At 72.0% G+C, this 26,547-nt stretch carries 22 protein-coding genes; 2 read left to right on the forward strand and 20 right to left on the reverse strand.

Translation table 11 applies throughout. The features are described from left to right. Positions 1–45: 45 nt before the first annotated feature. The 3 genes from ACLB9X_RS24150 to ACLB9X_RS24160 all read right to left on the reverse strand — a co-directional run bounded on the left by ACLB9X_RS24150 (position 46) and on the right by ACLB9X_RS24160 (position 3,023). Entirely contained in the window at positions 46–903 is an 858-nt protein-coding gene (locus ACLB9X_RS24150) for a carbon-nitrogen hydrolase family protein (protein ID WP_410362482.1), read from the reverse strand. A 169-nt stretch (positions 904–1,072) separates the two neighbouring features. Continuing rightward, positions 1,073–1,528 (reverse strand): Lrp/AsnC family transcriptional regulator, encoded by a 456-nt coding sequence (locus ACLB9X_RS24155; protein WP_215183168.1) that lies wholly within the window; start codon positions 1,526–1,528, stop codon positions 1,073–1,075. Between the two features lie 10 nt (positions 1,529–1,538). After that, positions 1,539–3,023, reverse strand: coding sequence for an amino acid permease (locus ACLB9X_RS24160; RefSeq protein WP_410362483.1), 1,485 nt, complete (start codon positions 3,021–3,023; stop codon positions 1,539–1,541). A 319-nt stretch (positions 3,024–3,342) separates the two neighbouring features. Here ACLB9X_RS24160 and ACLB9X_RS24165 point away from each other — a divergent pair, with 319 nt between their 5' ends. Further along, a complete protein-coding gene (locus tag ACLB9X_RS24165; RefSeq protein WP_410362484.1) occupies positions 3,343–3,744 on the forward strand; it encodes an ATP-binding protein in 402 nt (133 codons plus the stop codon). 139 nt (positions 3,745–3,883) lie between these two features. Here the strand turns inward: ACLB9X_RS24165 and ACLB9X_RS24170 are convergent, their stop codons facing one another. The 6 genes from ACLB9X_RS24170 to fmt all read right to left on the reverse strand — a co-directional run bounded on the left by ACLB9X_RS24170 (position 3,884) and on the right by fmt (position 11,433). Next, the gene (locus tag ACLB9X_RS24170; RefSeq protein WP_410362485.1) at positions 3,884–4,759 is read right to left on the reverse strand and encodes an RNA polymerase sigma factor SigF; all 876 of its coding nucleotides are present in this window, start codon (positions 4,757–4,759) and stop codon (positions 3,884–3,886) included. Positions 4,760–4,920: 161 nt separating this feature from the next. After that, positions 4,921–6,402 carry a GuaB1 family IMP dehydrogenase-related protein gene (locus tag ACLB9X_RS24175; RefSeq protein ID WP_410362486.1) on the reverse strand — a complete coding sequence of 494 codons (1,482 nt, stop codon included), beginning with the start codon at positions 6,400–6,402 and terminating at the stop codon, positions 4,921–4,923. Between the two features lie 163 nt (positions 6,403–6,565). Further along, positions 6,566–7,606 carry a sugar-binding transcriptional regulator gene (locus ACLB9X_RS24180; protein ID WP_410362487.1) on the reverse strand — a complete coding sequence of 347 codons (1,041 nt, stop codon included), beginning with the start codon at positions 7,604–7,606 and terminating at the stop codon, positions 6,566–6,568. A gap of 105 nt (positions 7,607–7,711) precedes the next feature. Next, a complete protein-coding gene (rpe, locus tag ACLB9X_RS24185; RefSeq protein ID WP_410362488.1) occupies positions 7,712–8,398 on the reverse strand; it encodes a ribulose-phosphate 3-epimerase in 687 nt (228 codons plus the stop codon). 347 nt (positions 8,399–8,745) lie between these two features. Beyond that, a complete protein-coding gene (locus tag ACLB9X_RS24190; protein WP_410362489.1) occupies positions 8,746–10,179 on the reverse strand; it encodes an RsmB/NOP family class I SAM-dependent RNA methyltransferase in 1,434 nt (477 codons plus the stop codon). A gap of 321 nt (positions 10,180–10,500) precedes the next feature. Continuing rightward, positions 10,501–11,433 carry a methionyl-tRNA formyltransferase gene (fmt, locus tag ACLB9X_RS24195; protein WP_410362490.1) on the reverse strand — a complete coding sequence of 311 codons (933 nt, stop codon included), beginning with the start codon at positions 11,431–11,433 and terminating at the stop codon, positions 10,501–10,503. A 231-nt stretch (positions 11,434–11,664) separates the two neighbouring features. Here fmt and ACLB9X_RS24200 point away from each other — a divergent pair, with 231 nt between their 5' ends. After that, the gene (locus ACLB9X_RS24200; RefSeq protein ID WP_410362491.1) at positions 11,665–12,156 is read left to right on the forward strand and encodes a hypothetical protein; all 492 of its coding nucleotides are present in this window, start codon (positions 11,665–11,667) and stop codon (positions 12,154–12,156) included. A gap of 249 nt (positions 12,157–12,405) precedes the next feature. Here ACLB9X_RS24200 and ACLB9X_RS24205 read toward each other — a convergent pair whose 3' ends face one another. The 11 genes from ACLB9X_RS24205 to ACLB9X_RS24255 all read right to left on the reverse strand — a co-directional run bounded on the left by ACLB9X_RS24205 (position 12,406) and on the right by ACLB9X_RS24255 (position 26,539). Next, complete coding sequence (locus tag ACLB9X_RS24205; protein WP_410362492.1) at positions 12,406–14,550, reverse strand: primosomal protein N'; 2,145 nt, start codon at positions 14,548–14,550, stop codon at positions 12,406–12,408. Positions 14,551–15,102: 552 nt separating this feature from the next. Then, complete coding sequence (gene metK / locus ACLB9X_RS24210) at positions 15,103–16,311, reverse strand: methionine adenosyltransferase (protein ID WP_410362493.1); 1,209 nt, start codon at positions 16,309–16,311, stop codon at positions 15,103–15,105. Positions 16,312–16,584: 273 nt separating this feature from the next. Further along, the gene (coaBC, locus tag ACLB9X_RS24215) at positions 16,585–17,835 is read right to left on the reverse strand and encodes a bifunctional phosphopantothenoylcysteine decarboxylase/phosphopantothenate--cysteine ligase CoaBC (protein ID WP_410362494.1); all 1,251 of its coding nucleotides are present in this window, start codon (positions 17,833–17,835) and stop codon (positions 16,585–16,587) included. A 117-nt stretch (positions 17,836–17,952) separates the two neighbouring features. Then, a complete protein-coding gene (gene rpoZ / locus ACLB9X_RS24220; protein ID WP_005319902.1) occupies positions 17,953–18,225 on the reverse strand; it encodes a DNA-directed RNA polymerase subunit omega in 273 nt (90 codons plus the stop codon). Between the two features lie 42 nt (positions 18,226–18,267). After that, entirely contained in the window at positions 18,268–18,831 is a 564-nt protein-coding gene (gene gmk, locus ACLB9X_RS24225) for a guanylate kinase (protein WP_410362495.1), read from the reverse strand. A 38-nt stretch (positions 18,832–18,869) separates the two neighbouring features. Next, positions 18,870–19,193, reverse strand: coding sequence for an integration host factor (locus ACLB9X_RS24230; protein WP_005319887.1), 324 nt, complete (start codon positions 19,191–19,193; stop codon positions 18,870–18,872). Between the two features lie 332 nt (positions 19,194–19,525). Next, complete coding sequence (gene pyrF, locus ACLB9X_RS24235; protein WP_410362496.1) at positions 19,526–20,374, reverse strand: orotidine-5'-phosphate decarboxylase; 849 nt, start codon at positions 20,372–20,374, stop codon at positions 19,526–19,528. Next, positions 20,371–21,474, reverse strand: a complete 1,104-nt coding sequence (locus ACLB9X_RS24240) for a quinone-dependent dihydroorotate dehydrogenase (protein WP_410362497.1) — start codon at positions 21,472–21,474, stop codon at positions 20,371–20,373. The genes pyrF and ACLB9X_RS24240 overlap by 4 nt, the downstream gene beginning before the upstream one ends. Positions 21,475–21,532: 58 nt before the next feature. Then, positions 21,533–24,841 carry a carbamoyl-phosphate synthase large subunit gene (carB, locus tag ACLB9X_RS24245; protein ID WP_410362498.1) on the reverse strand — a complete coding sequence of 1,103 codons (3,309 nt, stop codon included), beginning with the start codon at positions 24,839–24,841 and terminating at the stop codon, positions 21,533–21,535. Continuing rightward, complete coding sequence (carA, locus tag ACLB9X_RS24250; protein WP_410362499.1) at positions 24,834–25,997, reverse strand: glutamine-hydrolyzing carbamoyl-phosphate synthase small subunit; 1,164 nt, start codon at positions 25,995–25,997, stop codon at positions 24,834–24,836. Before carA ends, carB begins: the two co-directional genes overlap by 8 nt. Continuing rightward, a complete protein-coding gene (locus ACLB9X_RS24255) occupies positions 25,994–26,539 on the reverse strand; it encodes a hypothetical protein (RefSeq protein ID WP_410362615.1) in 546 nt (181 codons plus the stop codon). Before ACLB9X_RS24255 ends, carA begins: the two co-directional genes overlap by 4 nt. Positions 26,540–26,547 lie beyond the last annotated feature (8 nt).

Below are 26,547 nucleotides of genomic sequence, written 5' to 3' on the forward strand. Positions count from 1 at the left end.
GGACTCCTTGCACGGAAACGATGAGGCAGGGGGGTAGGGCGGGCGTCAGACCAGAGAGCGGTAGAGGCCGGGCCGCCGGTCGCGCAGGTAGGGGTTGTCCTCGCGCGAGGCTGCGAGGAGCACCGGGTCGACCTCGCCGACGACGAGTTCCTCGCCGCGTCCGGCGCGGGTGCGGACGGCGCCGTCGGGGCTCGCGAGCGAGCTGAGGCCGACGAACTCGAACTCGCCCTCGGGACCGGTCCTGTTGACGTACGCGATGTACATCTGGCTCTCGAACGCCCGGACCGGCACGAGCGATTCGGCGACGAACTGGAAGGGGTGCATCTGCGCGGTGGGCACGAGCAGCAGGTCGGTGCCGGCCAGCGCGTGGGCCCGTACGTTCTCCGGGAACTCCACGTCGTAGCAGATCAGCAGTCCCATGCGGATGCCGTCGAGTTCCGCCTGGACGACGGCGGTCTCACCGGGGGTGAACCACTGCTGCTCGAAGCTGCCGAAGAGGTGGGTCTTGCGGTAGTTCGCGAGGCGCTCGCCGTCCGGGCCGATCAGCTGCGCCGAGTTGTGGATCATCCCCCTGGGGGCACCTCCCAGCGGTAGCTGGGGGACTTCGGCCGGGGAGACCCCCCTTCGCTCGCCCGCCCGCTCCGGGTAGCCGTAGTGGACGGCGATGCCGTGGCGCACCGCGATCTCGGCGACGGCGCGCGCGCCGGGGCCGTCGGCGGGCTCCGCCAGCTTCGGCACGTCGTCGCCGATCGCGTACCCGGTGAGGAACATCTCGGGGCACACCAGCAGGCGCGCGCCGGCGGCCGCGGCGCGGCCCGCGGCCTCGTCGAGCACCTTCAGGTTCTCGGCGACGTCGCCGGGCCGTCCGGAGCTCTGGAGCAGGGCGGTGCGCAGCGACGGCATCGGCAGACCTCTGTCGTGAAGGGGGGCGGAGGAGAAGGTGTCGGTGAGACGTCGAAAACGGTACGTTTCCACGCTCGGCCGGGACAAGACGCAACCGTTGCGGACCAATGAACGATCCGTTGCGTGGCCGGCGTTTCCCGCGGCGATTCGTTGCGCGCTCGCCGCGCGGCTACGCGGGCGCGCCCGACGAGAAGCGCCGCAGCAGCGGCGAGAGCACCAGTACCGACTTGGTGCGCTCCACGAAGGGCTCGCCCGCGATCCGTTCCAGCACCCGCTCGAAGTGGCGCATGTCGGCGGCGAAGACCTGGACGATCGCGTCCGCCTCACCGGTGACGGTGGAGGCGGACGCGATCTCCGGGTAGCGCTTGAGCCCGCGCTCGATGGCCTCGGGCGAGGTGTTGCGGCTGCAGTAGATCTCGATGAAGCCCTCGGTCTCCCAGCCGAGCGCCGCCGGGTCCACCCGTACGGTGAATCCGGTGATGGCGCCCTCCGCCCGCAGCCGGTCCACCCTGCGCTTCACCGCGGGGGCGGACAGGCCGACCATCGCTCCGATGTCGGCGTAGGAGCGGCGGGCGTCCTCGGCGAGGGCGTGGACGATGCGTTCGTCGAGATCGTTCAGTCGCACTGCGGGTGGATCACTTCTCTGCTGTGGCGAGTCGGGAGCGGCGAAGGCCGTACAGGAAGTAGAACACGAGGCCCGCGGCCAGCCAGGCACCGAAGACGACCCAGGTGACGGAGTCGAGGCTGAACATGTTGTAGACGCAGAAGCCGAAGCCGAGCACCGGGAACAGCCAGCCGAGCGGCACGGTGAAGGTGCGCGGCATGTCGGGCCGGGTGCGGCGCAGCACGATCACCGCGACGTTGACCAGCGCGAAGGCGAAGAGGGTGCCGATGCTGGTGGCGTCGACGAGCTTGCCCAGCGGGATGACGGAGGCGAGGGCACCGCAGAAGAGCGACACGATGACGGTGTTGACGCGGGGTGTGCCGGTCCTGCCGCTGACCTTGCCGAACACCTTGGGCACCAGGCCGTCACGGGACATGGCGAACAGCACGCGGGTCTGGCCGTAGAGCACGGTCAGGACGACGCTGGCGATGGAGATGACGGCACCGGCCGCGAGCAGCGTGCCCCAGAAGGTCTGGCCGCTGACGTCGTTCATGATCGCGGTCAGGGAGGCCTCGGAACCCTCGAAGTCCTTCCAGTGCCAGGCACCGACGGCGACGGCGGCGACCAGGACGTAGAGCGCGGTGACGATGATCAGCGACAGCATGATCGCGCGGGGCAGGTCGCGCTGCGGGTTCTTCGCCTCCTCACCGGCGGTGGAGGCGGCGTCGAAGCCGATGTACGAGAAGAACAGGCTGGCCCCGGCGGCGCTCACGCCCGCCATGCCGAGCGGCATGAAGTCGGCGTAGTTGCCGGACTTGAAGCCCATGAAGCCGATGGCGCAGAAGAGGACCAGCGCGCCGATCTTCACGACGACCATGATCGTGTTGGCCCGGGCGGACTCCTTGGCGCCGCCGAGCAGGAAGACCATGGCGAGCAGGACGACGATCAGGCCGGGCAGGTTGATGATGCCGCCCTCGCCGGGCGCCGAGGAGAGCATGCCCGGGATGGTCATGCCGATCGTGCCGTTCAGCAGCTCGTTGAGGTACTCGCCCCAGCCGACGGCCACGGCGGCGACGGACACGCCGTATTCGAGGACCAGACACCAGCCGCAGACCCAGGCGACGAGTTCGCCCATCGTCGCGTACGCGTACGAGTAGGAGGAGCCGGCGACCGGTATGGAGCCGGCCAGCTCGGCGTACGAGAGAGCCGAGAAGAGCGCGGTGAGTCCGGCGAGGACGAACGCCAGGGTGACGGCCGGGCCGGCCTTGGGAACACTGTCGCCCAGCACCACGAAGATGCCCGTGCCGAGCGTCGCACCGATGCTGATCATCGTCAGCTGCCACATGGACAGCGAGCGGCGGAGCGTTCCGCCCTCGCCCTGCCCACCCTCGGCGACGAGCCGCTCGACGGGCTTGCGCCGCATCAGACGCGCACCGAGACCGGGGCCGGGGGTGGGGGTGGGGGTGGGGGCGGACGGTGGCGCGGTCGCGGACGGCGCGGCTCCGTGGTCCAGCACGTCGGGGCTCCTTCATCGCTGCGGGATTCGGCGAGGGGGACCTCCGGCGGCCCGCAGGCGTGGAACAGCCCACGCAGGGGGAAGGGGACCGCCGAGCAGACGGTCACCGCCACTCCTGGTACGGGGCCCGAGCCTACGAGTCCGCAGCTCACGGCCGTAATGCATCGTTGTTGCGCATCAGCGGCCGATCATTGCGCGCTGACGCGGCACACGGGTAAACATTGCGCCCGGGTGCACGAGGAGATCACGGAAGGCGTCGCAGGGGGTGTGCGGCGGGACACTCTCATAGACGCGCGCGGACCGGGTAGACGACGCCTTGATGAACGCACAGCGCCATGTGGTGATCGAGGAATCGCCGCATCCGGAGAGCAGGCACACCGCGGGGGCCCGTACGGCAACGGCGGAGTTCCTGCTGCACCACTGCCCCTGGGCCGACCCGGACGCGGTGCTGCTCGTCGTCTCCGAGCTGGTCTCCAACGCGGTGCGGCACACGGCCGGCTGGTGGCGTCTGCATCTGACGGCGGGCACGGACACGCTCACGGTGGGGATCGAGGACTCCAGCCCACTGCCCCCCGTCGCACGCCCGCCCTCCTTCTCGGGCGAGGGCGGATTCGGCTGGCACCTGGTGCAGCGGCTCGCGGGCCGCGTCGAGGTCTGCCCCCAGCCGTACGGGAAGACGGTCCGGGCGACCTGGGTGCGTCCGGCTGCGGCGTCCTGCTGACGCCCCCTGTCTCTCAGGTCCTGTCGCTCAGGTACAGAAACGGCGTCCTGGTCTGCCAGGACGCCGTTTCTACCGTGGGGGGAATGTGGTTCCGGGACGGGCGGCGGTCGGTACCGCCGCCCGTGTCCCTCGGGTGGTGTCACTCCACCGCGAGCAGCCCCTCACGCAGCCGCCCGGTGATCCGGGTCAGCAGCCGCGACACGTGCATCTGGGACACGCCCAGCTGCTCGCCGATCTCCGACTGCGTCATCTCCTCGCCGAAACGCATGCGCAGGATCCGCCGGTCGCGGTCGTCGAGCTCCTCGATCAGCGGCTTGAGGGCCTGCACGTTCTCCGCCGTCTCCAGGTCGGCGTCGGGCGCGCCCAGACGGTCGGACAGCGGCACCGCGGCGTGGTCGGAGGCGTCGTCCATCGGCATGTCGATGGACCCGGCCGTGTAGCCGTTGCTGGCGACGACGCCCTCGATGATCTCCTCCTCGTCCAGCCCCAGGTGCTTGGCGAGTTCGGCGGTGGTCGGGGTGTGGTCCAGCTTCTGGGAGAGCTCGTCGACGGCCTTCGCCAGGTCGATCCGCAGCTCCTGGAGCCGGCGCGGCACATGGACGGCCCAGCTGGTGTCGCGGAAGAACCGCTTGATCTCGCCGACGATGTACGGGACGGCGAACGTCGCGAACTCGACCTCGCGGCTGAGCTCGAAGCGGTCAATCGCCTTGATCAGGCCGATGGTGCCGACCTGGACGATGTCCTCCATCTGCTCGGCGCGGTTGCGGAAGCGGCCGGCCGCGTACTTGACCAGGGCCAGGTTGAGCTCGATCAGAGTGTTGCGTACGTACTGGTACTCGTGGGTTCCCTCGTCGAGCGAGTCGAGCCGCTCGAAGAAGACCTTGGAGATCTCGCGGGCGTCCTTGGGTGCAACCTCCCCCGCATTCCGCACATCCGGAAGGTCCAGCTCCGCCATATCCGGGCGTCGGCCTCCAGACTGCGTGAGTTCGGTCGGGACCGTGCTCGCCGTGGACACTTCGTCCTCCCCTGCTCCGATGTCAGTGCGAAGGCGCGCCTACCCCGGATGTCCCTCGGCATGCCGACGGATTCGGGGGAACAGGAGAACGCCACGCGGAAACGCGTCGTCCGGCCCCCGCGACTGGCGCGGAAGCCGGACGAGTTGACCACGCCGGTTCATCAACTCCAACTGGCGTGCAGCGGCTTGCCCTCCGCGTAACCGGCGGCGCTCTGGACGCCGACGATCGCCCGCTCGGCGAACTCCTCGAGGGAACCGGCACCGGCGTACGTGCAGGAGGAGCGCACACCCGCGATGATCGAGTCGATCAGGTCCTCGACACCCGGGCGGGCCGGGTCGAGGAACATGCGCGAGTGGGAGATGCCCTCCTCGAACAGGGCCTTGCGGGCCCGGTCGTACGCGGACTCCTCGCTGGTGCGGTTGCGCACGGCGCGCTTGGACGCCATGCCGAAGGACTCCTTGTACAGCCGCCCGTCGGCGGTCTGCTGGAGGTCGCCCGGGGACTCGTAGGTCCCGGCGAACCAGGAGCCGATCATCACGTTCGACGCGCCGGCGGCGAGCGCCATGGCGACGTCGCGCGGGTGACGGACACCGCCGTCGGCCCACACGTGCTTGCCGTACTTCTTCGCCTCGGCGGCGCATTCGAGAACGGCCGAGAACTGCGGGCGGCCCACGCCGGTCATCATGCGGGTGGTGCACATCGCGCCCGGCCCGACACCGACCTTGATGATGTCCGCGCCGGCCTCGACCAGGTCGCGCACGCCCTCGGCGGCCACGATGTTGCCCGCGACGACCGGCACGTGCGGATCGAGACCACGCACCGCCCTGATCGCGCTGAGCATCGACTCCTGGTGGCCGTGTGCGGTGTCCACGACGAGCGTGTCGACACCCGCGTCGAGCAGCTGCTTGGCTTTGCCCGCCACGTCGCCGTTGATGCCCACGGCGGCGGCGATGCGCAGCCTGCCCCGCGCGTCGAGGGCCGGGGTGTACAGCGTGGCGCGCAGCGCGCCCTTGCGGGTGAGGACGCCGGCGAGCCGGCCGTCGCCGTCGACCGCGGGGGCGTAGCGGCGGTTGGCGCCGTCGAGCCGGTTGAACGCCTCGCGCGGGTCGATGTCCGCGTCCAGCAGCAGGAGGTCCTTGGACATGACCTCGGACAGCTGGGTGAAGCGGTCCACGCCGGCCAGGTCGTGGTCGGTGACGATGCCGATGGGGCGGTGGCCGTCGTCGACGACGACACCGGCGCCGTGGGCCCGCTTGGGCAGCAGCGACAGGGCGTCGGCGACGGTCTGGTGCGGCCCGAGGACGATCGGGGTGTCGAGCACGTGGTGACGCGTCTTGACCCAGGAGATGACGTCGGTGACGACGTCGATCGGGATGTCCTGGGGGATCACGACGAGTCCGCCGCGGCGCGCGACGGTCTCGGCCATCCGGCGGCCGGCGATGGCCGTCATGTTGGCGACGACCAGCGGGACGGTCGTGCCGGTGCCGTCGGGGGAGGACAGGTCCACGCCCTGGCGGGAACCCACGGCCGAACGGCTCGGCACCATGAACACATCGTCGTACGTCAGGTCGTACGGCGGCTTCTGGTCATTGAGGAAACGCACGTGCTGAACATCCCAGTCGATCGGAGGACCCCCGGGCATTGCAGCCGGGGAAAACGCACGTACTTCATTGTCCCATGCCGGGTCCGTTGTCATGCCCCGGCGAAAGCTCCAGTCACGGCGTCGCCCGTCGAGCGGATCCTCCAAACGCCCCGGTCACGGAGCCGGCGGACCGTGCCCGCGGCGCGCGGGCCCCGCCGCTTGGTCAGTCGTCCGGGTCGGCGCGCTCCAGGGCGGGGCGCTGGCCCGGTTCCGACGTCAGCAGCAGGTCGGCCGCCGCGGTGTCCGTGACCAGGCTGGTCACGAGACCGGAGCGCAGCACCGCCGCGATGGCCTCCGCCTTGCGCTGGCCGCCCGCGATGGCCACGACCTCGGGGATGCGCCGGAGCCGGTCGGCCTCGACGGTGATGCACCGCTCCCCCAGGTCACGCCCGACGCGGCGGCCCTGCCGGTCGAAGAGGTGCGCGGACATCTCCGCGGCCACGCCGAGCGAGGCGTAGTGCGCGCGCTCCTCGTCGGTGAGCATGTCGTGCACCGTCGAGATGCCCGGCTCCCAGGAGCCGATGGAGACGCAGGCGACGGTCACCTTGTCGAAGTAGTCGAAGGCACGGGCGATCCCCGTCTGGTGCCGAAGCGCCGCCGCGGTCGCCGGGTCCGGCAGCAGCATGGGCGCGTAGATGGGGTGGGCCTCGCCGCCGGAGACCTGGGCCGCCCGCCGTACCGCCTCGACCGAACCGCGCTCGGCGGTCCCCGCGTCGTAGACGCCCGTGAGCTGCACGACCGTGCACGGCGGCAGCCGGTCCAGGGCCGCCGCCATGTGGATCGTGGAACGGCCCCAGGCCAGACCCAGTACGTCGCCCTCGTTCACGAGCTCGCCGAGCAGGTCCGCGGCCACCTCGCCCAGATTCTCCGGGTCGGGCGACTCGTCCGCCTCCGCCGGGGACTCGACGACGACGGCGTGCCGCAGGCCGTACCGGGCGCGCAGCGCGTCCGAGCGCTCGGCGTCGAGCTCGGCGGGCACTCGGATCTCGATTCGCACCAGATCACGTTCGAGAGCGGTCTCCAGGACCCGCGCGACCTTGAAGCGGCTGACGCCGAACTCCTCCGCGATCTGGATCTTGGACTTGCCCTCGAGATAGAAGCGACGCGCCATGGCCGCCGCCTGCACCAGCTCAGCGGGCCCCATCCGCAGGGCGGACCGTCCCGCCGGCCTAGCAGTCACCGCGATCTCCTCACTGCCGTACACACGTACACACACTCCCGGGTCCGGCCATCCTGTCAGATCCGCCGGTCCTTGATCAGCCCTGATGGGGCAACATCGGTTGAACAAGCGCGGCCATCGGAGCGCACCTCAGTGGCCGCACGCCCAGGCGGCCGACGCGGTGGCCGTGGACGCCTGGTCACGCAGCATCCGCACCGCCGCGGCCGGGTCCTCGGCGTTGTAGACCGCGGAACCGGCCACGAACACGTCGGCGCCCGCCTCCGCGCACCGCTCGATCGTCGACGCCGACACCCCGCCGTCGACCTGGAGCCACAGCTCCAGACCGTGCTTGGAGATCAGCTCCCGGGTGCGGCGGATCTTCGGCAGCATGATGTCCAGGAACGCCTGCCCGCCGAAGCCCGGCTCCACGGTCATGATCAGCAGCATGTCGAGCTCGGGGAGCAGGTCCTCGTACGGCTCGATCGGCGTCGCGGGCTTGAGCGCCATGGAGGCGCGCGCGCCCTTGGCACGGATCTCCCGCGCGAGGCGCACGGGAGCGGCGGCGGCCTCGACGTGGAAGGTGACGGAGCCGGCGCCGGCCTCGACGTACTGCGGGGCCCAGCGGTCGGGGTCCTCGATCATCAGGTGGCAGTCCAGCGGAGTGTCCGTCGCCTTGGCGAGCGACTCCACGACCGGCACGCCCAGGGTCAGGTTGGGCACGAAGTGGTTGTCCATCACGTCGACGTGGAGCCAGTCGGCGCCCGTGACGGCCTCCGCCTCCTCCGCCAGTCGCGAGAAGTCGGCGGAGAGGATGCTGGGATTGATCTGAACGGCCATGTGCCAAGCCTGCCATGTTCCGAGACGCTTCCCCTCCCCGGGACGGTACTCGGTACGGACCAGCCGTCGGCAGGATCTGCACAGCCCACCGCAATACCGGCCATTCGACCGGTCGTCCGGGTCCTCGCGGCGCCGCTCGCGGAGGCCGGGCACCGGATCGCACCGGTGTGGCCGGCCCCGGCGGCTCTCGCGGCGGCGGTGTGCGAGGGACGCCCCCGCCGCGGACCGGCTGCCTCGCGGCTCTCGCGGCGGCGAGGCGCGGGAGTCACCCGCCGCGCACCCGCCCATCCAGCGGCGACGCGGCGCGGCTGCCCGGTACGACTACGCGATGCGGCTACGCGATGCGGCTACGCGGTGCGGCGCAGCAGCGCCAGGTACATCGCGTCGGTCCCGTGCACATGCGGCCACAGCTGGACGTCGGGGCCGTCGCCGAGTGCCGGGACGCCGGGCATCAGCGGCCGTGCGTCCACCAGCTCCGCCTCGGGTGCCGGGCCGCCGCGCCCGCGCAGCACGTCGTCGACGACGACTCGCGTCTCGGCGAGGTGCGGCGAGCAGGTGGCGTACCCCACCACGCCGCCGACCCGCACGGCGCTCAACGCCTCGCGCAGCAGGGCGCGTTGAAGCGGGGCGAAGCCTTCCAGGTCCTCGGGACGGCGGCGCCAGCGCGCCTCGGGCCGGCGGCGCAGCGCGCCGAGCCCCGAGCAGGGCACGTCCACGAGCACCCGGTCGAAGGACCCGGGGCGCCAGGGCGGGCGCGTACCGTCCGCGGCGATCACCTGGTACGGGCCGGGGTTCCCAGTCAGCGCGCGGTCCACGAGCCGTGCACGGTGCGGCTGCTTCTCGGAGGCCAACAGGGTCGCGCCGCGCCCTGCCGCGAGGGCGCCGAGCAGCGCGGCCTTGCCGCCGGGCCCGGCGCACCCGTCGAGCCACCGCTCGTCGCGTCCCTCCAGCGGGGCGTTGGCCAGGGCGATCGCCACGAGCTGGCTGCCCTCGTCCTGCACACCGGCCCGCCCCTCGCGCACGGCGTCGATCGCGCCCGGCTCACCGCCCTCGGCGAGCCGGACGGCGTACGGCGACCAGCGGCCCGGCAGGGCCGACTCCTCGCCCAGCACGTCGAGCAGCTCACCGGTCGTCGCGCGGCCGGGGCGGGCGACCAGGGTCACCTCGGGCCGCTCGTTGTCCGCCTCCAGCAGGTCCTCGATGCCGGCGCGCCCGCCGCCGAGCGAGTCCCACAGCGCGGAGACGACCCAGCGGGGGTGGGAGTGCACGACCGCGAGGTGGTCCTCGGCGTCCTCGTCGTACGGCGGGGCGACGCGCTCCACCCAGGTGTCCAGGTCGTCCTGGGAGACCTTGCGCAGCACGGCGTTGACGAACTTGGCCCGCCCGTCGCCGAGCACCACCCGCGCGAGCTCCACGCTCGCGGACACCGCCGCGTGCGTGGGGATCCGGGTGCCCAGCAGCTGATGCGCGCCGAGGGCGAGCACGTCGAGCACGGGCGGGTCGACCTCGCGCAGCGGCCGGTCGATGCAGGCCGCGATGATCGCGTCGTACGTGCCCTGGCGGCGCAGCGTCCCGTACACGAGCTCGGTGGCGAGCGCCGCGTCCCGCGCGTCGAAGTCGCTCTTCTCGCGGGCCTTCCTCAGCAGCGGAGGCAGGACGAGATTCGCGTACGCGTCCCGCTCGTCGACGGCGCGCAGCGCCTCGAAGGCGAGGATCCGGACGGGATCCTTCTTGGGCCGGCGGTACGGCTTGGGGGGACGGCGACGGGACTGCTCGCTCAAAAGGTGCTCCGCGTTCGAGAGGGTTGAACCCTGCCAGCCTACGCCGCCACGCGGCGCCTCCCGGCCGGACACCCCAGCCCGCAGGGCCTGCCTGCGGGCTCCCCAGGCCCCGCAGGGCCCGGGGGACGCATCGCAGCGGAGGACGAAGCCCCCTCCCCGCCGGAGTCCCCCAACTGCCGCTGGAAGGTGGCCCGAGGGAGGGGCCACGCGGGGCGTCGGTGACCGACGACGACCGGAGGGGCGTCGCCTGCCGCACCGGAAGGGTTACGGGCAAAGGTGCGGTGCCGGGGGGCACGCGAGCCCGGCAACGAACGACAGAGCCTAGGCGCCGAGCCGCTCGCCGGGGGCGATGCGCACCCCGCGCGCCCAGTCCGCCGCCCGCATCGGCTTCTTGCCCTGGGGCTGCACCCACAGCAGTTCGACGGCGTGCGATCCGGTGCCCGCGTAGACGTTGTTCTTGCCCGAATCCAGCTCGCCGGGGGCCAGGTCCGTGCGGTCGGTCAGCAGCGCGACCTGGATCAGCTTCAGCCGCTCGCCCCGGAAGAGCGTCCACGCGCCGGGGGCGGGCGTGCAGCCGCGGACGACGCGGTCGACGCGCAGCGCGGGGGCCGCGAAGTCCACGTGCGCGTCCTCGACCGTGATCTTCGGGGCGAGGGAGATTCCCTCGGCGGGCTGCGGTACGGGCTTCAGGGTGCCGTCCTCGATGCCGTCCATCGTCGCCGCGAGCAACCCGGCGCCGGCGAAAGCCAGTCGCGTCAGCAGGTCACCGCTGGTGTCGGTGGGCCGCACGGGCTCGGTGATCACCCCGTACACCGGCCCCGAGTCGAGGCCCTCCTCGATCTGGAACGTGGCGGCACCGGTCATCTCGTCGCCGGCAAGGATCGCGTGCTGGACAGGAGCCGCGCCGCGCCAGGCGGGAAGCAGCGAGAAGTGCAGGTTGACCCAGCCACGGGCCGGCACGTCGAGGGCGGCCCTGGGCAGCAGCGCGCCGTAGGCGACGACCGGGCAGCAGTCCGGCGCGATCTCACGCAGCCGCTCCAGGAACGCCTCGTCCCGCGGCCTGACCGGCTTGAGCACCTCGATGCCGGCCTCCTCGGCGCGCTGTGCGACCGGGCTGGCCACCAGGTGCCTGCCGCGCCCGGCGGGCGCGTCCGGCCGGGTGACCACGGCGGCGACCTCGTGCCGTCCGGAGGCGATCAGGGCGTCCAGGGCGGGAACGGCGACCTCGGGGGTACCTGCGAAGACGAGCTTCATCGGTGGCTGACTGCCTCTCGGACGTGTGCGGTTCGGTGCGACGAGCAGCTCACCAGTCTATGGGGCCGGGCCTCAGGGGGCGTACGGGAGACCGCGCGCCCCGCGCACATGCGCATACGCCCCGAAGCGTGACCAGATCGGCGGCTTCGCCGTTGGTCAAGAGAGATTGACCGAAGCGGGCCGCCCTGATGCGGCCCGGCCCCTTTCAACGCCGGTTCGAGAGGCTTGTCAATGGCCGACCACGCAACCCACGACGCCCAAGCCCGGGCAAGTCTGCACCTGTTGGTGCGGGACATCGAGCGGGTCCGCCGGCAGGTGGACGCATTGCGCACGCTCACCGCCCAGCTGGGCAATGTCTACCGCCCGCGCCGCTCCGGCCCGTCCACGGGCTTCGTCGTCTACGGCAGGGCCCCGGCCCCGACCGTCCGTCTCGCGCAGGAGCTGCGCGACAGCGTCGAGACGCTGGTGACCGCGGCCGTGGACTTCGACCGTTCGCTGGGCTTCTCCTGGGACGCGGTGGGCTCGGCGCTCGGGGTCACGAAGCAGGCGGTGCACCGCCGTTACGGTGCCCGCAGGGCGACGCCGCAGCCGGGCGCCGTGGAGGCCGAGCCGACGACGACCCGCACGCTGCCGCCGGTGTCGGCGGTTCCGGCCGCGCGCTCGATGCCGCCGCAGTCGGCCGAGACGCGCCCTGGCGCGTTCCCGGGTCCGCGCAACGGCTGACGCCTGGTGGGGGCTGACGTCCCCACACCCGCGGGCATCCGCTCCCAGCGGCGGCGACCACCGCCGTGGAGGCGACCGACAGCCGCGACGGCCGCCACCCGTGGCGGGGGCGGAAGACCTGAGGTGTCCGGACATGAGGAGACACCGCAACGTCCGGCGGCCGGAAAGCAGTCCGGGTGCCCGTTCACGAGGCCCCGGCCCCGCACGTGTGGCCGGGGACGTCCACGCCCCCCACGATCGGGCCGGCCGTCAGCCGATGTCCGGCGGGTCGATCCTGATGCGGACCGGGTCCGTGCCGCCACGGGCGAGCCGCGCCGCCTGCGCCGACTTGAGTGCGGCCGCCAGCGCCGCCCCGCGGCCCGGCGGCACCCGCAGCAACGCCCGCTCCCAGCGCTCCCCCACCGGGGCCTCCCCCGGCCTCCGCACCCGTCCGGCGTCGGTCACCGGGAGCGCGACGGGCCCCAACACCTCGGCCTGCTCGGGCAGTTCGGCGGCGAGCAGGAACGACGCGACCGCCTCCGGACGCCCCACCACCTCCGCCATCCGCGACACCGGCGGAAAGCCGAGCTCCGCCCGCTCGGCGAGCTCACGCAGCGCGTGGCCGACCGGATCCCAGCGCACGAGCGCCTGGACCGGCCGCAACGTCGGCTCGGCGACGACGACGACCGTGCCGCCCTCGTCCTGTCCCCGCACCAGCGAGGCCGCGGCGAGCCAGCGGCGCAGCGCCTCCTCGCCCGCGCGGAGATCGGGCCGCCCGAGCATGGCCCAGCCGTCCAGGAGCAGCGCGGCCGCGTAACCGCCGTCGGCCACGGGCTCGGCGCCGGGCGTGGAGACCACCAGCGCGGGACGGCCGGACACGGCGTCGAGCACGTGGTCCCGGCCGGAGGTGCGCACGGGCACGGCGGGGAAGGCGCGGCCCAGTTCCTCCGCGGTGCGGCGCGCGCCCACGATCCGCGCCCGCAACCGGACGGAGCCGCAGGCCACACAGTGCCACTCGGGCTCGCCCTGCCCGCACCAGGCGCAGCGCAGCTCGCGCTCGTCCGGTGCCTCCAGCGGCCCGGCGCAGTGCCGGCACCGGGCCGGCGTGCGGCAGCGCTCGCAGGCGAGCCGTGGCACGTAGCCGCGCCGTGGCACCTGGACCAGCACAGGGCCGGTCCGCAGCCCGTCCCGTACCGCCTGCCAGGCGAGGCTGGGCAGCCGGGCCGCCCGCGCGGCCTCGTCCCGCGCCAAGTCCTGGTCGCCGACGGTACGCACCAGGGGCGCAGCGGCCCTGACCCGCGCCCGGTCGGCGACGAGCGGCACGGCCCAGCCGCTCTCGACGAGCTGGGCGGCCTCGACCGTGCAGCTGGTGCTGCCCAGCAGGAAGGCGCATCCGTCGTGAGCGGCGCGCAGCTCCAGGACCTCGCGGACGTGGGGGAAGGGTGCGTTGTCGTCGCTGTGGCTCGCGTCGCCGTCGTCCCAGACGACGACGAGCCCGAGGTCCCGCACGGGCGCGAACATGGTGGCCCGGGTGCCCACCACGGCCCGCACCGAGCCCCTGCGCACGGCGAGCCACTGCCGGTAGCGCTCCTCGGGCCCGGATTCGGCGGTCAGGAGAGCGTGGCGGCCCTCCCCCAGCAGAGCGGTGAGCGCGGCGTCGACACGGACGGCGCGACGCCCGTCGGGCACGACGACGAGCGCCCCGCGCCCGGACGCGAGCGTCGCGGCGACGGCACGGGCCAGTTCCTCGGGCCAGTGCGGGCCGGGCAGCGCGGTCCACACGGCGCGGGGTGAGTCGCCGGTGGCGAGGGCCTCGATGAACGCGGGCCCCCGCCCGTACCGCTCCCAGGAGCCGGCTCCGGGGGGCGCGGGCGGCGGCAGCGGCTCGGGCGACGGCTTGGCCTCGGCGCGTCCGTTCCTGGGCGGCACCGCGAGCTGCAGCACGTCGGCGAGGCTGCCCGCGTACCGGTCGGCGACGGCGCGGGCGAGGCGGAGGATCTCGGGGCCGAGGACGGGCTCGGGCGAGACGACGTGGGCGAGCGCCGCGAGGGGGCCGGTGTAGTCGGTCTCGGCGAGGCGCTCGACCAGGAATCCGTCGATGAGCCCGCCGCCCTCGCGGCGGCCCTCCCGCACCCGGTGCGCCCCCGCCCCGAACCGCACGCGCACCCGCACGCCGGGCTGTGCGGCGGCGTCGAGCTCCTCCGGCACGGCGTAGTCGAAGTACTGGTCGAGGTGCAGGACGCCCTTGTTCACGACGACCCGCGCGACCGGCAGCTCCTTGGCGAGCGCGGCCCCCCGCCAGGTGCGCGGCTTGGCCTTGGGCACCTTGGCCTTGCGCACCGTCTCGCGTATGAGCGCAAGCTGCTCGGGCCCGCCCGCGGCGGACTCCTCCGGCTGCTCGTTGTCGCTGCTCACAGCCCCATTCCTACCAGAGCCCACCGACAGCGCCCGGCGCCGTCGCCTGCGGCCCCATGACCGTCGACCAGCCCCCGCCGGCCACCCCCGCCCACGCACCGGGACCCGCCCTGCGTCCGCTTCCGCACACCGGGCCCCGCGGGCACGCGTCCCGCAGGCGCGAGGACCCCGGCCCCGCTGCCCGTACGCCTCCGGGCCCTGCGTCCCGCACCCGCGAAGGCCCGGACCGGGACGGCCCGCAGGCGGTGGGGCCAAGCCGCGCCGCGCGTACGCCTCCGGGCCCGACCCCCGGCTCCCACCCCCCACGCAAAGGGCCTCGCCCCGCCCCCGCGCGCCCCCGCGCCCGGCTCCCGGCCCACCGCCTCGCACGCGCGAAGGCACGCCACCGAGCCCGGCGCCGGACCCGCGGCCCGCACGCGCAAGGCCCGGCTCCGGGCGCGCCGCACACGAAGGGCGAGAGCCCCCGCCCTCCGCGCCCCGCCCCGCTCCCCCACACACGAAGGCCCCGGACCGTCCCGGTCCGGGGCCTTCGGGAGCCGTGGGGCTACAGGGTCACAGGCCCGCCGCCGCGCGCAGCGCGTCGACGCGGTCCGTGCGCTCCCAGGTGAAGTCGGGCAGCTCGCGGCCGAAGTGGCCGTACGCCGCGGTCTGGGCGTAGATCGGACGGAGCAGGTCGAGGTCGCGGATGATCGCGGCCGGGCGGAGGTCGAAGACCTCGGCGATGGCCTGCTCGATCTTCTCGACGTCGGTCGTCGCCGTGCCGAAGGTCTCCACGAACAGACCGACGGGCTCGGCCTTGCCGATCGCGTACGCGACCTGGACCTCGCAGCGGGCCGCGAGGCCGGCCGCGACGACGTTCTTCGCCACCCAGCGCATCGCGTAGGCCGCCGAGCGGTCCACCTTGGACGGGTCCTTGCCGGAGAAGGCGCCGCCGCCGTGGCGGGCCATGCCGCCGTACGTGTCAATGATGATCTTGCGACCGGTCAGGCCCGCGTCGCCCATCGGGCCGCCGATCTCGAAACGCCCGGTCGGGTTCACCAGGAGGCGGTAGCCGTCGGTGTCGAGCTTGATGCCGTCCTCGACGAGCTGCTTGAGCACGTGCTCGACGACGAACTCGCGGATGTCGGGCGCGAGCAGCGAGTCCAGGTCGATGTCGGACGCGTGCTGCGAGGACACCACCACGGTGTCGAGGCGGACGGCCTTGTCGCCGTCGTACTCGATGGTGACCTGGGTCTTGCCGTCCGGTCGCAGGTAGGGGATGGTGCCGTTCTTGCGGACCTCCGAGAGGCGGCGCGAGAGCCGGTGCGCGAGGTTGATCGGCAGCGGCATCAGCTCGGGCGTCTCGTCGCAGGCGTAGCCGAACATCAGGCCCTGGTCGCCGGCGCCCTGCTTGTCCAGCTCGTCCTCATCGCCCTCGACGCGCTTCTCGTACGCCGTGTCGACGCCCTGCGCGATGTCGGGAGACTGCGCGCCGATGGACACCGAGACTCCGCAGGAGGCGCCGTCGAAGCCCTTCTTCGAGGAGTCGTAGCCGATCTCGAGGATCTTGTTGCGCACGAGGGTGGGGATGTCGGCGTACGCCTTGGTGGTCACCTCACCGGCGACGTGCACGAGGCCGGTGGTGATCAGGGTCTCCACGGCGACGCGGGAGGTCGGGTCCTCCCGCAGAAGGGCGTCGAGAATCGTGTCGCTGATCTGGTCGGCGATCTTGTCGGGGTGGCCCTCGGTCACGGACTCCGAGGTGAAGAGACGGCGGGACACATCGCTCCCTGGGGTTGCAGCGGCTGCTGGCTGATCATTGACGGACCGGCAGGGGGCTGCGCCCCGCGACGTTCCGCGAACCAGTTTATCGGTCGCTTTCCACCGCCGGACAACCCGTCTCGCAGCTTGGGAGCCCCCTGACCTGTGGTCCATGGCCGAGACGCTATGACCATAGCGTCTGCGGACTGAGCGATTCGCCACATTTCGCGAGTTTCTCGCGGGTCGTCCGTCGCCGGAAATTCGCCCAGAGTTCGTCAGACAGCTCGCCCGGCCTCAGCCGAGCCGGGGGACGACGAGGTCCCAGACCGTGTCGGCGAGTGCCTCCTTGGGTCCGTACGGGACGGGGGTCTCGGCGCCGTCCGCGGCCAGGACGACCGCCTCGTTCTCCTCGGCCCCGAAAGTCCTGCGCTCCCCCACCTCGTTGACGACGAGCAGGTCGCATCCCTTGCGGCGCAGCTTGTCGCGACCGTTGGCGAGGACGTCGTCGGTCTCGGCGGCGAAGCCGACGATCACCTGTCCGGGGCGGGCGCGGTCGGCCGAGATCTCGGCCAGGATGTCGGGGTTGCGCACGAGCGTCACGGTCGGCGCCTCGACGCCGTCCTTCTTCTTGATCTTGCCGGTGGCGTACTCGGCGGGCCGGAAGTCGGCGACGGCCGCCGCCATGACCACGGCGTCGGCGTCGGCGGCCGCCTTGAGGACCGCCTCGCGCAGCTGGACCGCCGTGCCGACGTGGACGACGTCGACGCCCGCAGGATCGGGCATGCCGGTGTTCGCCTCGACGAGGGTGACGCGCGCGCCGCGGGCGGCCGCGGTACGGGCCAGGGCGTATCCCTGCTTGCCGGAGGAGCGGTTGCCGAGGTAGCGGACCGGGTCGAGCGGTTCGCGGGTGCCGCCGGCGCTGACGACGACGTGACGGCCGGCGAGGTCGGGGGCGGTCACTCCGCGGGCCAGCACCCGGCGGCACACCTCGAAGATCTCGCCCGGCTCGGGCAGCCTGCCCTTGCCGGTGTCGACGCCGGTGAGCCGGCCGACGGCGGGCTCGATGACGACGGCGCCGCGTCGGCGCAGCGTGGCGACGTTCTCCTGGGTGGCGGGGTGCTCCCACATCTCGGTGTGCATCGCCGGTGCGAAGACGACCGGACAGCGGGCGGTGAGCAGGGTGTTGGTGAGCAGGTCGTCGGCGAGGCCGTGAGCGGCCCTGGCGAGCGTGTCGGCGGTGGCGGGGGCGACCACGACGAGGTCGGCGTGCTGGCCGATGCGCACGTGCGGCACCTCGTGGACGTCGTTCCAGACCTCCGTGGAGACGGGGTGGCCGGACAGCGCCGACCAGGTCGCGGCGCCGACGAAGTTCAGGGCCGACGCGGTCGGCACGACCCGGACGTCGTGGCCGGACTCGGTGAGCCGGCGCAGCAGCTCGCACGCCTTGTACGCGGCGATGCCGCCGCTGACTCCCAGGACGACCCTCGGCCTGACACTCGCGTCCACTGCGCCTCCCCGCACTCGGTTGGTTCCCCCATGCTGCATCACTCCGGCGGAACGAACTGCCGCGCCCCCTCGCGCGCCCGGCTCACACGCCTGCGCACAGGCCACAGGCCCGGCGGACGATCCGCCGGGCCTGTGGTGAAGAACGATGCGTCGCGCTTACTGCGCCGGGCCCTCGATGGCCTCGGAGGTCAGCAGACCCGCGTTGATCTCACGCAGGGCGATCGACAGCGGCTTCTCGTGGACGTGGGTGTCCACCAGCGGACCGACGTACTCGAGCAGGCCCTCACCGAGCTGCGAGTAGTACGCGTTGATCTGGCGCGCGCGCTTGGCCGCGTAGATCACGAGGCTGTACTTCGAGTCAGTCGCCTCGAGCAGCTCGTCGATCGGCGGGTTGATGATGCCCTCGGGCGCGGTGATGGAAGAGGACACGCTAAGCCTTCCGAAGAACGTGCAAAAAGATCGGACAAAAGATCAAACAACTGCCATCAAGGCTAGCAGCTCGCGCGCCACGTCCTCGACGGAGGTGTTGACCAGGGTCGTATCGAACTCCGACTCGGCGGCGAGCTCGACCTTCGCGGCCGCGAGCCGGCGCTCGATGACCTCTGCGGACTCGGTGCCGCGGCCGGTGAGCCGACGGACCAGCTCGTCCCAGCTCGGCGGGGCGAGGAAGACCAGCTGCGACTCCCGCATGGACTCCTTGACCTGCCGCGCACCCTGGAGATCGATCTCCAGCAGCACCGGTTCCCCTGCCTCCAGGCGGTCGAGGACCGCGCGACGGGGCGTGCCGTAGCGGTTGCCCGCGAACTCGGCCCACTCCAGCAGCTCGCCGTTGGCGACCAGCTTGTCGAACTCGTCGTCGGTGACGAAGAAGTACTGGACGCCGTGCTTCTCGCCGGGCCGCGGCTTCCGGGTGGTAGCCGACACCGAGAGCCAGACTTCGGGGTGGACCTTGCGCATATGGGCGACGACCGTGCTCTTGCCGACCCCGGAGGGGCCGGAGAGCACGGTCAGCCGCGGACGTACCTCTGCTGCCATGCAGCGATTATCCAGGTTCCCGGGAGTGCCCGGGAACGTCAGGCGGCGCCGCCGCCGAACTCGCGCTCCAGGGAAGCGATCTGGTTGGAGCCGAGACCACGGACCCGGCGGCTCTCGGAGATGCCGAGCCGCTCCATGATCTGCTTGGCGCGGACCTTGCCCACGCCCGGCAGGGACTCGAGGAGGGCGGAGACCTTCATCTTGCCGATGACGTCGTTCTCCTGGCCCTGCTTGATGACCTCGTGGAGGGAGGCGCCGGAGTGCTTGAGTCGATTCTTGACCTCGGCCCGCTCCCGGCGAGCCGCGGCGGCCTTTTCGAGCGCGGCTGCGCGCTGTTCAGGGGTAAGGGGCGGAAGAGCCACGCCTACGTCACCTCGGATGTCGAACTGTCGGATACGGACCGGTGAGGAACCTAGTCGCCCCACACCAGGGGAGCAACGAGCAACGCAGGACGCCTTTGCGGGACGCTGCCTGCACGTTCGCTCTTCGACGGAGACTAGCGGCCATCACCGCTCCAGTCAGCGAGAACAGACGAAAAGTCCTGGTCAGCATCGACCGATCAGGACATTTCAGACAAAACGACCGGCTTTTCGGCCGAGAAGTCCTGTACGGACCCGCCCCCTGCGTTGACGGCGGTCACGCAGCGCGTGCGACCGGTACCGGAAAGCGCACGCGCCCGCCCTGACGTCCCGGGTCAGCCCCCGGCCGAGGCCACCGCCTCGCGCACCTCGTCCGTGAACCGCTCGGCGGCGGCCCGCAGCCCGGCCGCGTCCGGGCCGTGCCTGAGCACACCGCGGCTGACACTCGGCAGCACGTTGCCGACGGCCGAGCCGAAGACGCGCGGGAGGTCCGCCGGGGTGGCCCCCTGGGCGCCGATGCCCGGAGCCAGCAGCGGGCCGTTGATGTCGAGGTCCACGCCGGCGTCGCCGAGCGTCGCGCCGACGACCGCGCCGACGGAGCCGAGCGGGTCGGCGCCCTCGTTCTCGGCGGCCATGTGGTTCAGCATCAGCTGCGCGAGGGACACGCCGTCCGCCGACGTGGAGCGCTGCACCTCGGCACCCTCCGGATTGGAGGTCAGCGCCAGGACGAACACCCCGCAGCCGCTCAGCACGGCCTGGTCGAGCGCGGGCCGCAGCGAACCGAAACCGAGGTACGGGGACACCGTGACGGCGTCCGAGAACAGCGGCGAGTCCTTGCGCAGGAACGTCTCCGCGTAGGCGCCCATGGTCGAGCCGATGTCGCCGCGCTTGGCGTCCATGAGGACCAGCGCGCCGGCGGACCGTGCCTCCTCGACGGCCTTCTCCAGGACGGCGATGCCGCGCGAGCCGAAGCGCTCGAAGAACGCGGACTGCGGCTTCAGGACGGCGACCCGGTCGGCGAGCGCCTCGACCGTGGTGCGGGTGAACCGCTCCAGGCCGGCGATGTCGTCGTTCAGGCCCCAGGCGGTCAGCAGCGAGGCGTGCGGGTCGATCCCGACGCACAGCGGACCACGGTGGTCCATGGCGTGGCGCAGTCGGGTGCCGAAGGGCTCCAGAGGACTCATGCGGTGACCTTTCGCGTCTCGGCGCCGACGGCATCGGCGAGGGTGGCGTACGGGCTGGCCGCGAGGCGTGCGGCGAGGCCCTTGTGGATCGCGCGGGCGTAGAACGGGCCCTCGTAGACGAAGGCGCTGTAGCCCTGGACGAGGGTGGCGCCGGCGAGGATGCGCTGCCAGGCGTCGTCGGCGTTCTCGATGCCGCCGACACCGACGAGCGTGATGCGGTCGCCGACGCGGGCGTACAGGCGGCGCAGGACCTCCAGGGAGCGCGCCTTGACCGGGGCGCCGGACAGGCCGCCGGTCTCGCGGGTGAGGTACGCCGGGGACTTCAGGCCCTCGCGGGCGATCGTGGTGTTGGTGGCGATGATGCCGTCGAGACCGAGCTCGACCGCGAGGTCGGCCACCGCGTCGACGTCCTCGTCGGCGAGATCGGGGGCGATCTTGACGAGCAGCGGGACGCGGCGGTCGGTGACGGTGCGGTGCGCCGCCGCACGCACGGCGGTCAGCAGCGGGCGCAGCGACTCGGTCGCCTGGAGGTTGCGCAGGCCGGGGGTGTTCGGCGAGGAGACGTTGACGACGAGGTAGTCGGCGTGGGCGGCCAGGCGCTCGGTCGACTTCACGTAGTCGGCGGCGGCCTCTGCCTCAGGGACGACCTTCGTCTTGCCGATGTTGACGCCGACGACGGTCCTGAAGACCGGCACCCGGGTGCGCAGCCGCTCGGCGACGGCGGCCGAGCCCTCGTTGTTGAAGCCCATGCGGTTGATCAGGGCGCGGTCCGGGACCAGCCGGAAGAGCCGCTTCTTGGGGTTGCCGGGCTGGGCCTCCCCGGTGACGGTGCCGATCTCGACGTGGTCGAAGCCCAGCATCGCCATGCCGTCGATGGCGACGGCGTTCTTGTCGAAACCGGCCGCGAGCCCGAACGGGCCGTGCATGCGCAGGCCGAGGGCCTCGGTGCGCAGCTCCTTGTGGCGGGGGGCGAGCACCGCGGCGACGAAGGTGCGCAGGACGGGGACGCGGGCCGTGCGGCGGATCCACCGGAAGGCCAGGTAGTGGGCCTTCTCCGGGTCCATGCGCGAGAAGACGAGGGTGAAGAAGATCTTGTACATGGGAAGTGGTGTCCTCATGAGGAGGGGGACACCGTTTCCGGTGTCCCCCTCATGGCTGCTAGTCGCGGGCCGCGGTCAGGTGTTCCGCGTGTTCCTGGAGCGAACGGACGCCCACGCCGCCGTGGTTGAGGGCGTCGATGCCCTGGACCGCCGCGGCGAGCGCCTGGACCGTCGTCAGGCACGGGACGGAGCGGGCCACCGCCGCCGTACGGATGTCGTAGCCGTCGAGGCGGCCGCCGGTGCCGTACGGGGTGTTGACGATGAGGTCGACCTCGCCGTCGTGGATGAGCTGGACGATGGTCCGCTCGCCGTCCGGACCCGGGCCCTCGGACTGCTTGCGCACGACGGTGGCGTTGATGCCGTTGCGCTTGAGCACCTCGGCCGTGCCGGACGTGGCGAGCAGCTCGAAGCCGTGCGCGACCAGCTCGCGCGCGGGGAAGATCATCGAACGCTTGTCGCGGTTGGCGACGGAGACGAAGGCGCGTCCCTTGGTGGGCAGCGGGCCGTAGGCGCCGGCCTGCGACTTGGCGTACGCCGTGCCGAAGACCGAGTCGATGCCCATGACCTCGCCGGTGGAGCGCATCTCCGGGCCGAGGACGGTGTCCACGCCGCGGCCGTGCACGTCCCGGAAGCGGGTCCACGGCATGACGGCCTCCTTGACGGAGATCGGCGCGTCCATCGGGAGCGTGCCGCCGTCGCCGCTCTTCGGCAGCAGGCCCTCCTCGCGCAGCTCGGCGATGGTCGCGCCGAGCGAGATGCGCGCGGCGGCCTTGGCGAGCGGGACCGCGGTCGCCTTCGAGGTGAAGGGGACGGTCCGGGAGGCGCGCGGGTTGGCCTCGAGGACGTACAGGATGTCGCCGGCCATCGCGAACTGGATGTTGATCAGGCCGCGGACGCCGACGCCCTTCGCGATCGCCTCGGTGGACACGCGCAGGCGCTTGATGTCGAAGCCGCCGAGAGTGATCGGGGGCAGGGCGCAGGCCGAGTCGCCGGAGTGGATGCCGGCCTCCTCGATGTGCTCCATGACGCCGCCGAGGTAGAGCTCGGTGCCGTCGTAGAGCGCGTCGACGTCGATCTCTATCGCGTCGTCGAGGAACCGGTCGACCAGCACGGGCCGGGTCGGGGAGATCTCGGTGGACTCGGCGATGTACGCCTCCAGGCGCGCCTCGTCGTAGACGATCTCCATGCCGCGGCCGCCGAGCACGTACGACGGGCGGACCAGGACCGGGTAGCCGATCTCGTCGGCGATGGCCTTGGCGCCGGCGAAGGTGGTGGCCGTGCCGTGCTTGGGCGCGGGCAGACCGGCCTCGGCGAGGACCTGGCCGAACGCGCCGCGGTCCTCGGCGGCGTGGATGGCCTCCGGGGAGGTACCGACGACGGGGACGCCGTTGTCCTTGAGCGCCTGGGCGAGACCCAGCGGGGTCTGGCCGCCGAGCTGGACGACGACACCGGCGACGGGGCCGGCGAGCGACTCGGCGTGGACGATCTCCAGCACGTCCTCGAGCGTGAGCGGCTCGAAGTACAGGCGGTCGGAGGTGTCGTAGTCCGTGGAGACGGTCTCCGGGTTGCAGTTGACCATCACGGTCTCGTACCCGGCGTCGTGCAGCGCGAAGGAGGCGTGCACGCAGGAGTAGTCGAACTCGATGCCCTGGCCGATGCGGTTGGGGCCGGAGCCGAGGATGATCACGGCGGGCCGGGTGCGCGGCGCGACCTCGGACTCCTCGTCGTAGGACGAGTAGAAGTACGGGGTCCGGGCGGCGAACTCGGCGGCGCAGGTGTCGACCGTCTTGTAGACCGGGCGGATGCCGAGGGCGTGCCGCACCTCGCGGACCACGTTCTCGCGCAGTCCGCGGATCTCGGCGATCTGTGCGTCGGAGAAGCCGTGGCGCTTGGCCTCGGCGAGCAGCTCGGGGGAGAGCTTCTCGGCGGCGGCGAGCTCGTCGGCGTACTCCTTGATCAGGAACAGCTGGTCGACGAACCAGGGGTCGATCTTCGTCGCCTCGAAGACCTCCTCGGGCGTGGCGCCCGCGCGGATGGCCTGCATGACCGTGTTGATCCGGCCGTCGGTGGGGCGCACCGCCTCGCGCAGCAGCTCGTCCTTGTCGCCCGGCTCACCGGTGAAGGAGAACTGGCTGCCCTTCTTCTCCAGGGAGCGCAGGGCCTTCTGGAGTGCCTCGGTGAAGTTCCGGCCGATGGCCATGGCCTCGCCGACCGACTTCATGGTGGTGGTGAGGGTGGAGTCCGCCTGCGGGAACTTCTCGAAGGCGAACCGCGGGGCCTTGACCACGACGTAGTCGAGGGTCGGCTCGAAGGAGGCCGGCGTCTTCTCCGTGATGTCGTTCGGGATCTCGTCCAGCGTGTAGCCGACGGCGAGCTTCGCGGCGATCTTGGCGATCGGGAAGCCGGTGGCCTTGGACGCGAGCGCGGAGGACCGGGAGACGCGCGGGTTCATCTCGATGACGATGATCCGGCCGTCGTCGGGGTTGACGGCGAACTGGATGTTGCAGCCGCCGGTGTCCACGCCGACCTCGCGGATGATCGCGATGCCGATGTCGCGCAGGCGCTGGTACTCACGGTCGGTGAGGGTCATCGCCGGGGCGACGGTGATGGAGTCACCGGTGTGGACGCCCATCGGGTCGAAGTTCTCGATGGAGCAGACGACCACGACGTTGTCGTTCTTGTCGCGCATCAGCTCCAGCTCGTACTCCTTCCAGCCGAGGATGGACTCCTCCAGGAGCACCTCGGTGGTCGGGGAGAGCGTGAGGCCCTGGCCGGCGATGCGGCGCAGCTCCTCCTCGTCGTGCGCGAAGCCGGAGCCGGCGCCGCCCATGGTGAAGGAGGGGCGGACGACGACGGGGTAGCCGCCGAGCGTGTCGACGCCCTTCATGACGTCGTCCATCGAGTGGCAGATGACCGAGCGGGCGGACTCGCCGTGGCCGGTCTTGCGGCGGACCTCCTCGACGACCTCCTTGAACAGGTCGCGGTCCTCGCCCTTGTTGATGGCCTCGACGTTGGCGCCGATCAGCTCGACGCCGTACTTCTCCAGCACACCCTTCTCGTGCATGGAGATGGCGGTGTTGAGCGCGGTCTGGCCGCCGAGGGTGGGCAGCAGCGCGTCGGGGCGCTCCTTGGCGATGATCTTCTCGACGAACTCGGGGGTGATCGGCTCGACGTACGTGGCGTCGGCGATCTCCGGGTCGGTCATGATCGTGGCCGGGTTGGAGTTGACCAGGATGACGCGCAGGCCCTCGGACTTGAGGACGCGGCAGGCCTGGGTGCCGGAGTAGTCGAATTCGGCGGCCTGGCCGATGACGATCGGGCCGGAGCCGATGACCAGGACGGACTGGATATCGGTGCGCTTAGGCACGCTCGGCCTCCATCAGGGATACGAATCGGTCGAAGAGGTACGCGGCGTCGTGCGGGCCCGCGGCCGCCTCGGGGTGGTACTGGACGCTGAAGGCCGGCTGGTCGAGCAGCTGGAGGCCCTCCACCACGTTGTCGTTCAGGCAGACGTGGGAAACCTCGGCGCGGCCGTAGGGGGTGTCGGAGACCTTGTCGAGGGGAGCCTCGACGGCGAATCCGTGGTTGTGCGCGGTGACCTCGACCTTGCCGGTGGTGCGGTCCTGCACGGGCTGGTTGATACCCCGGTGGCCGTACTTCAGCTTGTACGTGCCGAAGCCGAGCGCGCGGCCGAGCAGCTGGTTGCCGAAGCAGATGCCGAACAGCGGCGTCCTGCGCTCCAGCACCGCCTTGATGACGGTCAGGTCGGCGGTGGCGGGGTCGCCGGGGCCGTTGGAGAGGAAGACGCCGTCCGGGTTCACCGCGTAGACGTCGTCGACGGTGGCGGTGGCGGGCAGGACGTGCACCTCGATGCCACGCTCGGCCATGCGGTGCGGGGTCATGCCCTTGATGCCGAGGTCGAGGGCGGCGACGGTGAACTTCGCCGTACCGACTGGGACGGCTTCGCCGTCGGGGCCGATGGCCGGGACGACGTACGCCTCAGTGGTGGCGACCTCGGCGGAGAGGTTGGCGCCCTTCATCTCGGGGGCCTGCTGGACGCGGGCGAGCAGCGTGGCCTCGTCGGCCAGCGCCTCGCCGGAGAAGATGCCGACGCGCATGGCGCCGCGCTCGCGCAGGTGGCGGGTGAGGGCGCGGGTGTCGATGCCGCTGATGCCGACGACGCCCTGGGCGGTCAGCTGCTCGTCGAGGGTGCGGCGGGAGCGCCAGTTGGACGGGATGCGGGCCGGGTCACGGACGACGTAGCCCGCCACCCAGATCTGCTTCGACTCGTCGTCCTCGTCGTTGACGCCGGTGTTGCCGACGTGCGGCGCGGTCATGACCACGACCTGGCGGTGGTACGAGGGGTCCGTCAGGGTCTCCTGGTAGCCCGTCATGCCGGTGTTGAACACCGCCTCGCCGAAGGTCTCCCCCACGGCCCCGTAGGCACGGCCGCGGAAGGTTCGGCCGTCCTCCAGGACGAGTACGGCGGGAGCCTTGGCAGCTCCCCTGGTGGAGGTTGTCATCGTGCGGTGCCTTCCGTTGTCTTGATCATGATGTTGAGGGTGTCGGCCCAGGTGCTCTGCTCGACCGCGTGGTCGGAGCGGAAGCCGGAGTCGAGGACCTTGTCGCCGTGCGCCCAGGTGACGATCAGCAGACCGCCCTCGGCGAGGACCTTGCCCGCGATGCCCTTGTCGAGCCGGGCCTCGCGCAGCGCCTCCTTCGGTACGAAGAAGTCCTGCGCCCCGGGCCGTACGACCGAGAGCCCCGCGTCGGTGAGCGTGAGCTCGACGCGGCTGCGCACGCCCAGCCCGTGGGCGACGATCCGGTCGAGCCACTGCCCGGCGGTCGTGGAGCCGTGGTAGCGGCCGCTCATGGTCAGTTTCGCCTCGCCGGGCCGCTCCGGCACGGCCAGGAGCTCGGGCAGGTCCGACTGGAGGCTGCCGCGCCATTTCCAGCCCTGGCGCATCAGCCAGTAGACGAAGGCGACGAAGAGCAGCAGTCCGGCGACCCAGCCGAGGCGGGCCGCCCAGTCGGTCACCTCCGCGGACTTGCGCTCCGCCGCCATGGTGATGA

The sequence above is a fragment of the Streptomyces sp. 5K101 genome, from assembly GCF_046506645.1.
GTDB lineage: Bacteria > Actinomycetota > Actinomycetes > Streptomycetales > Streptomycetaceae > Streptomyces.

What these genes read in the sequence shown, in the direction of transcription:
- ACLB9X_RS24150 (WP_410362482.1), bottom strand. Translation starts at nt 903, where the DNA reads ATGCCGTCGCTGCGCACCGCCCTGCTCCAGAGCTCCGGACGGCCCGGC.
- ACLB9X_RS24165 (WP_410362484.1), top strand. Translation starts at nt 3,343, where the DNA reads ATGAACGCACAGCGCCATGTGGTGATCGAGGAATCGCCGCATCCGGAG.
- ACLB9X_RS24175 (WP_410362486.1), bottom strand. Translation starts at nt 6,402, where the DNA reads ATGCCCGGGGGTCCTCCGATCGACTGGGATGTTCAGCACGTGCGTTTC.
- rpe (WP_410362488.1), bottom strand. Translation starts at nt 8,398, where the DNA reads ATGGCCGTTCAGATCAATCCCAGCATCCTCTCCGCCGACTTCTCGCGA.
- fmt (WP_410362490.1), bottom strand. Translation starts at nt 11,433, where the DNA reads ATGAAGCTCGTCTTCGCAGGTACCCCCGAGGTCGCCGTTCCCGCCCTG.
- ACLB9X_RS24200 (WP_410362491.1), top strand. Translation starts at nt 11,665, where the DNA reads ATGGCCGACCACGCAACCCACGACGCCCAAGCCCGGGCAAGTCTGCAC.
- coaBC (WP_410362494.1), bottom strand. Translation starts at nt 17,835, where the DNA reads ATGCAGCATGGGGGAACCAACCGAGTGCGGGGAGGCGCAGTGGACGCG.
- gmk (WP_410362495.1), bottom strand. Translation starts at nt 18,831, where the DNA reads ATGGCAGCAGAGGTACGTCCGCGGCTGACCGTGCTCTCCGGCCCCTCC.
- pyrF (WP_410362496.1), bottom strand. Translation starts at nt 20,374, where the DNA reads ATGAGTCCTCTGGAGCCCTTCGGCACCCGACTGCGCCACGCCATGGAC.
- ACLB9X_RS24240 (WP_410362497.1), bottom strand. Translation starts at nt 21,474, where the DNA reads ATGTACAAGATCTTCTTCACCCTCGTCTTCTCGCGCATGGACCCGGAG.
- carA (WP_410362499.1), bottom strand. Translation starts at nt 25,997, where the DNA reads ATGACAACCTCCACCAGGGGAGCTGCCAAGGCTCCCGCCGTACTCGTC.
- ACLB9X_RS24255 (WP_410362615.1), bottom strand. Translation starts at nt 26,539, where the DNA reads ATGGCGGCGGAGCGCAAGTCCGCGGAGGTGACCGACTGGGCGGCCCGC.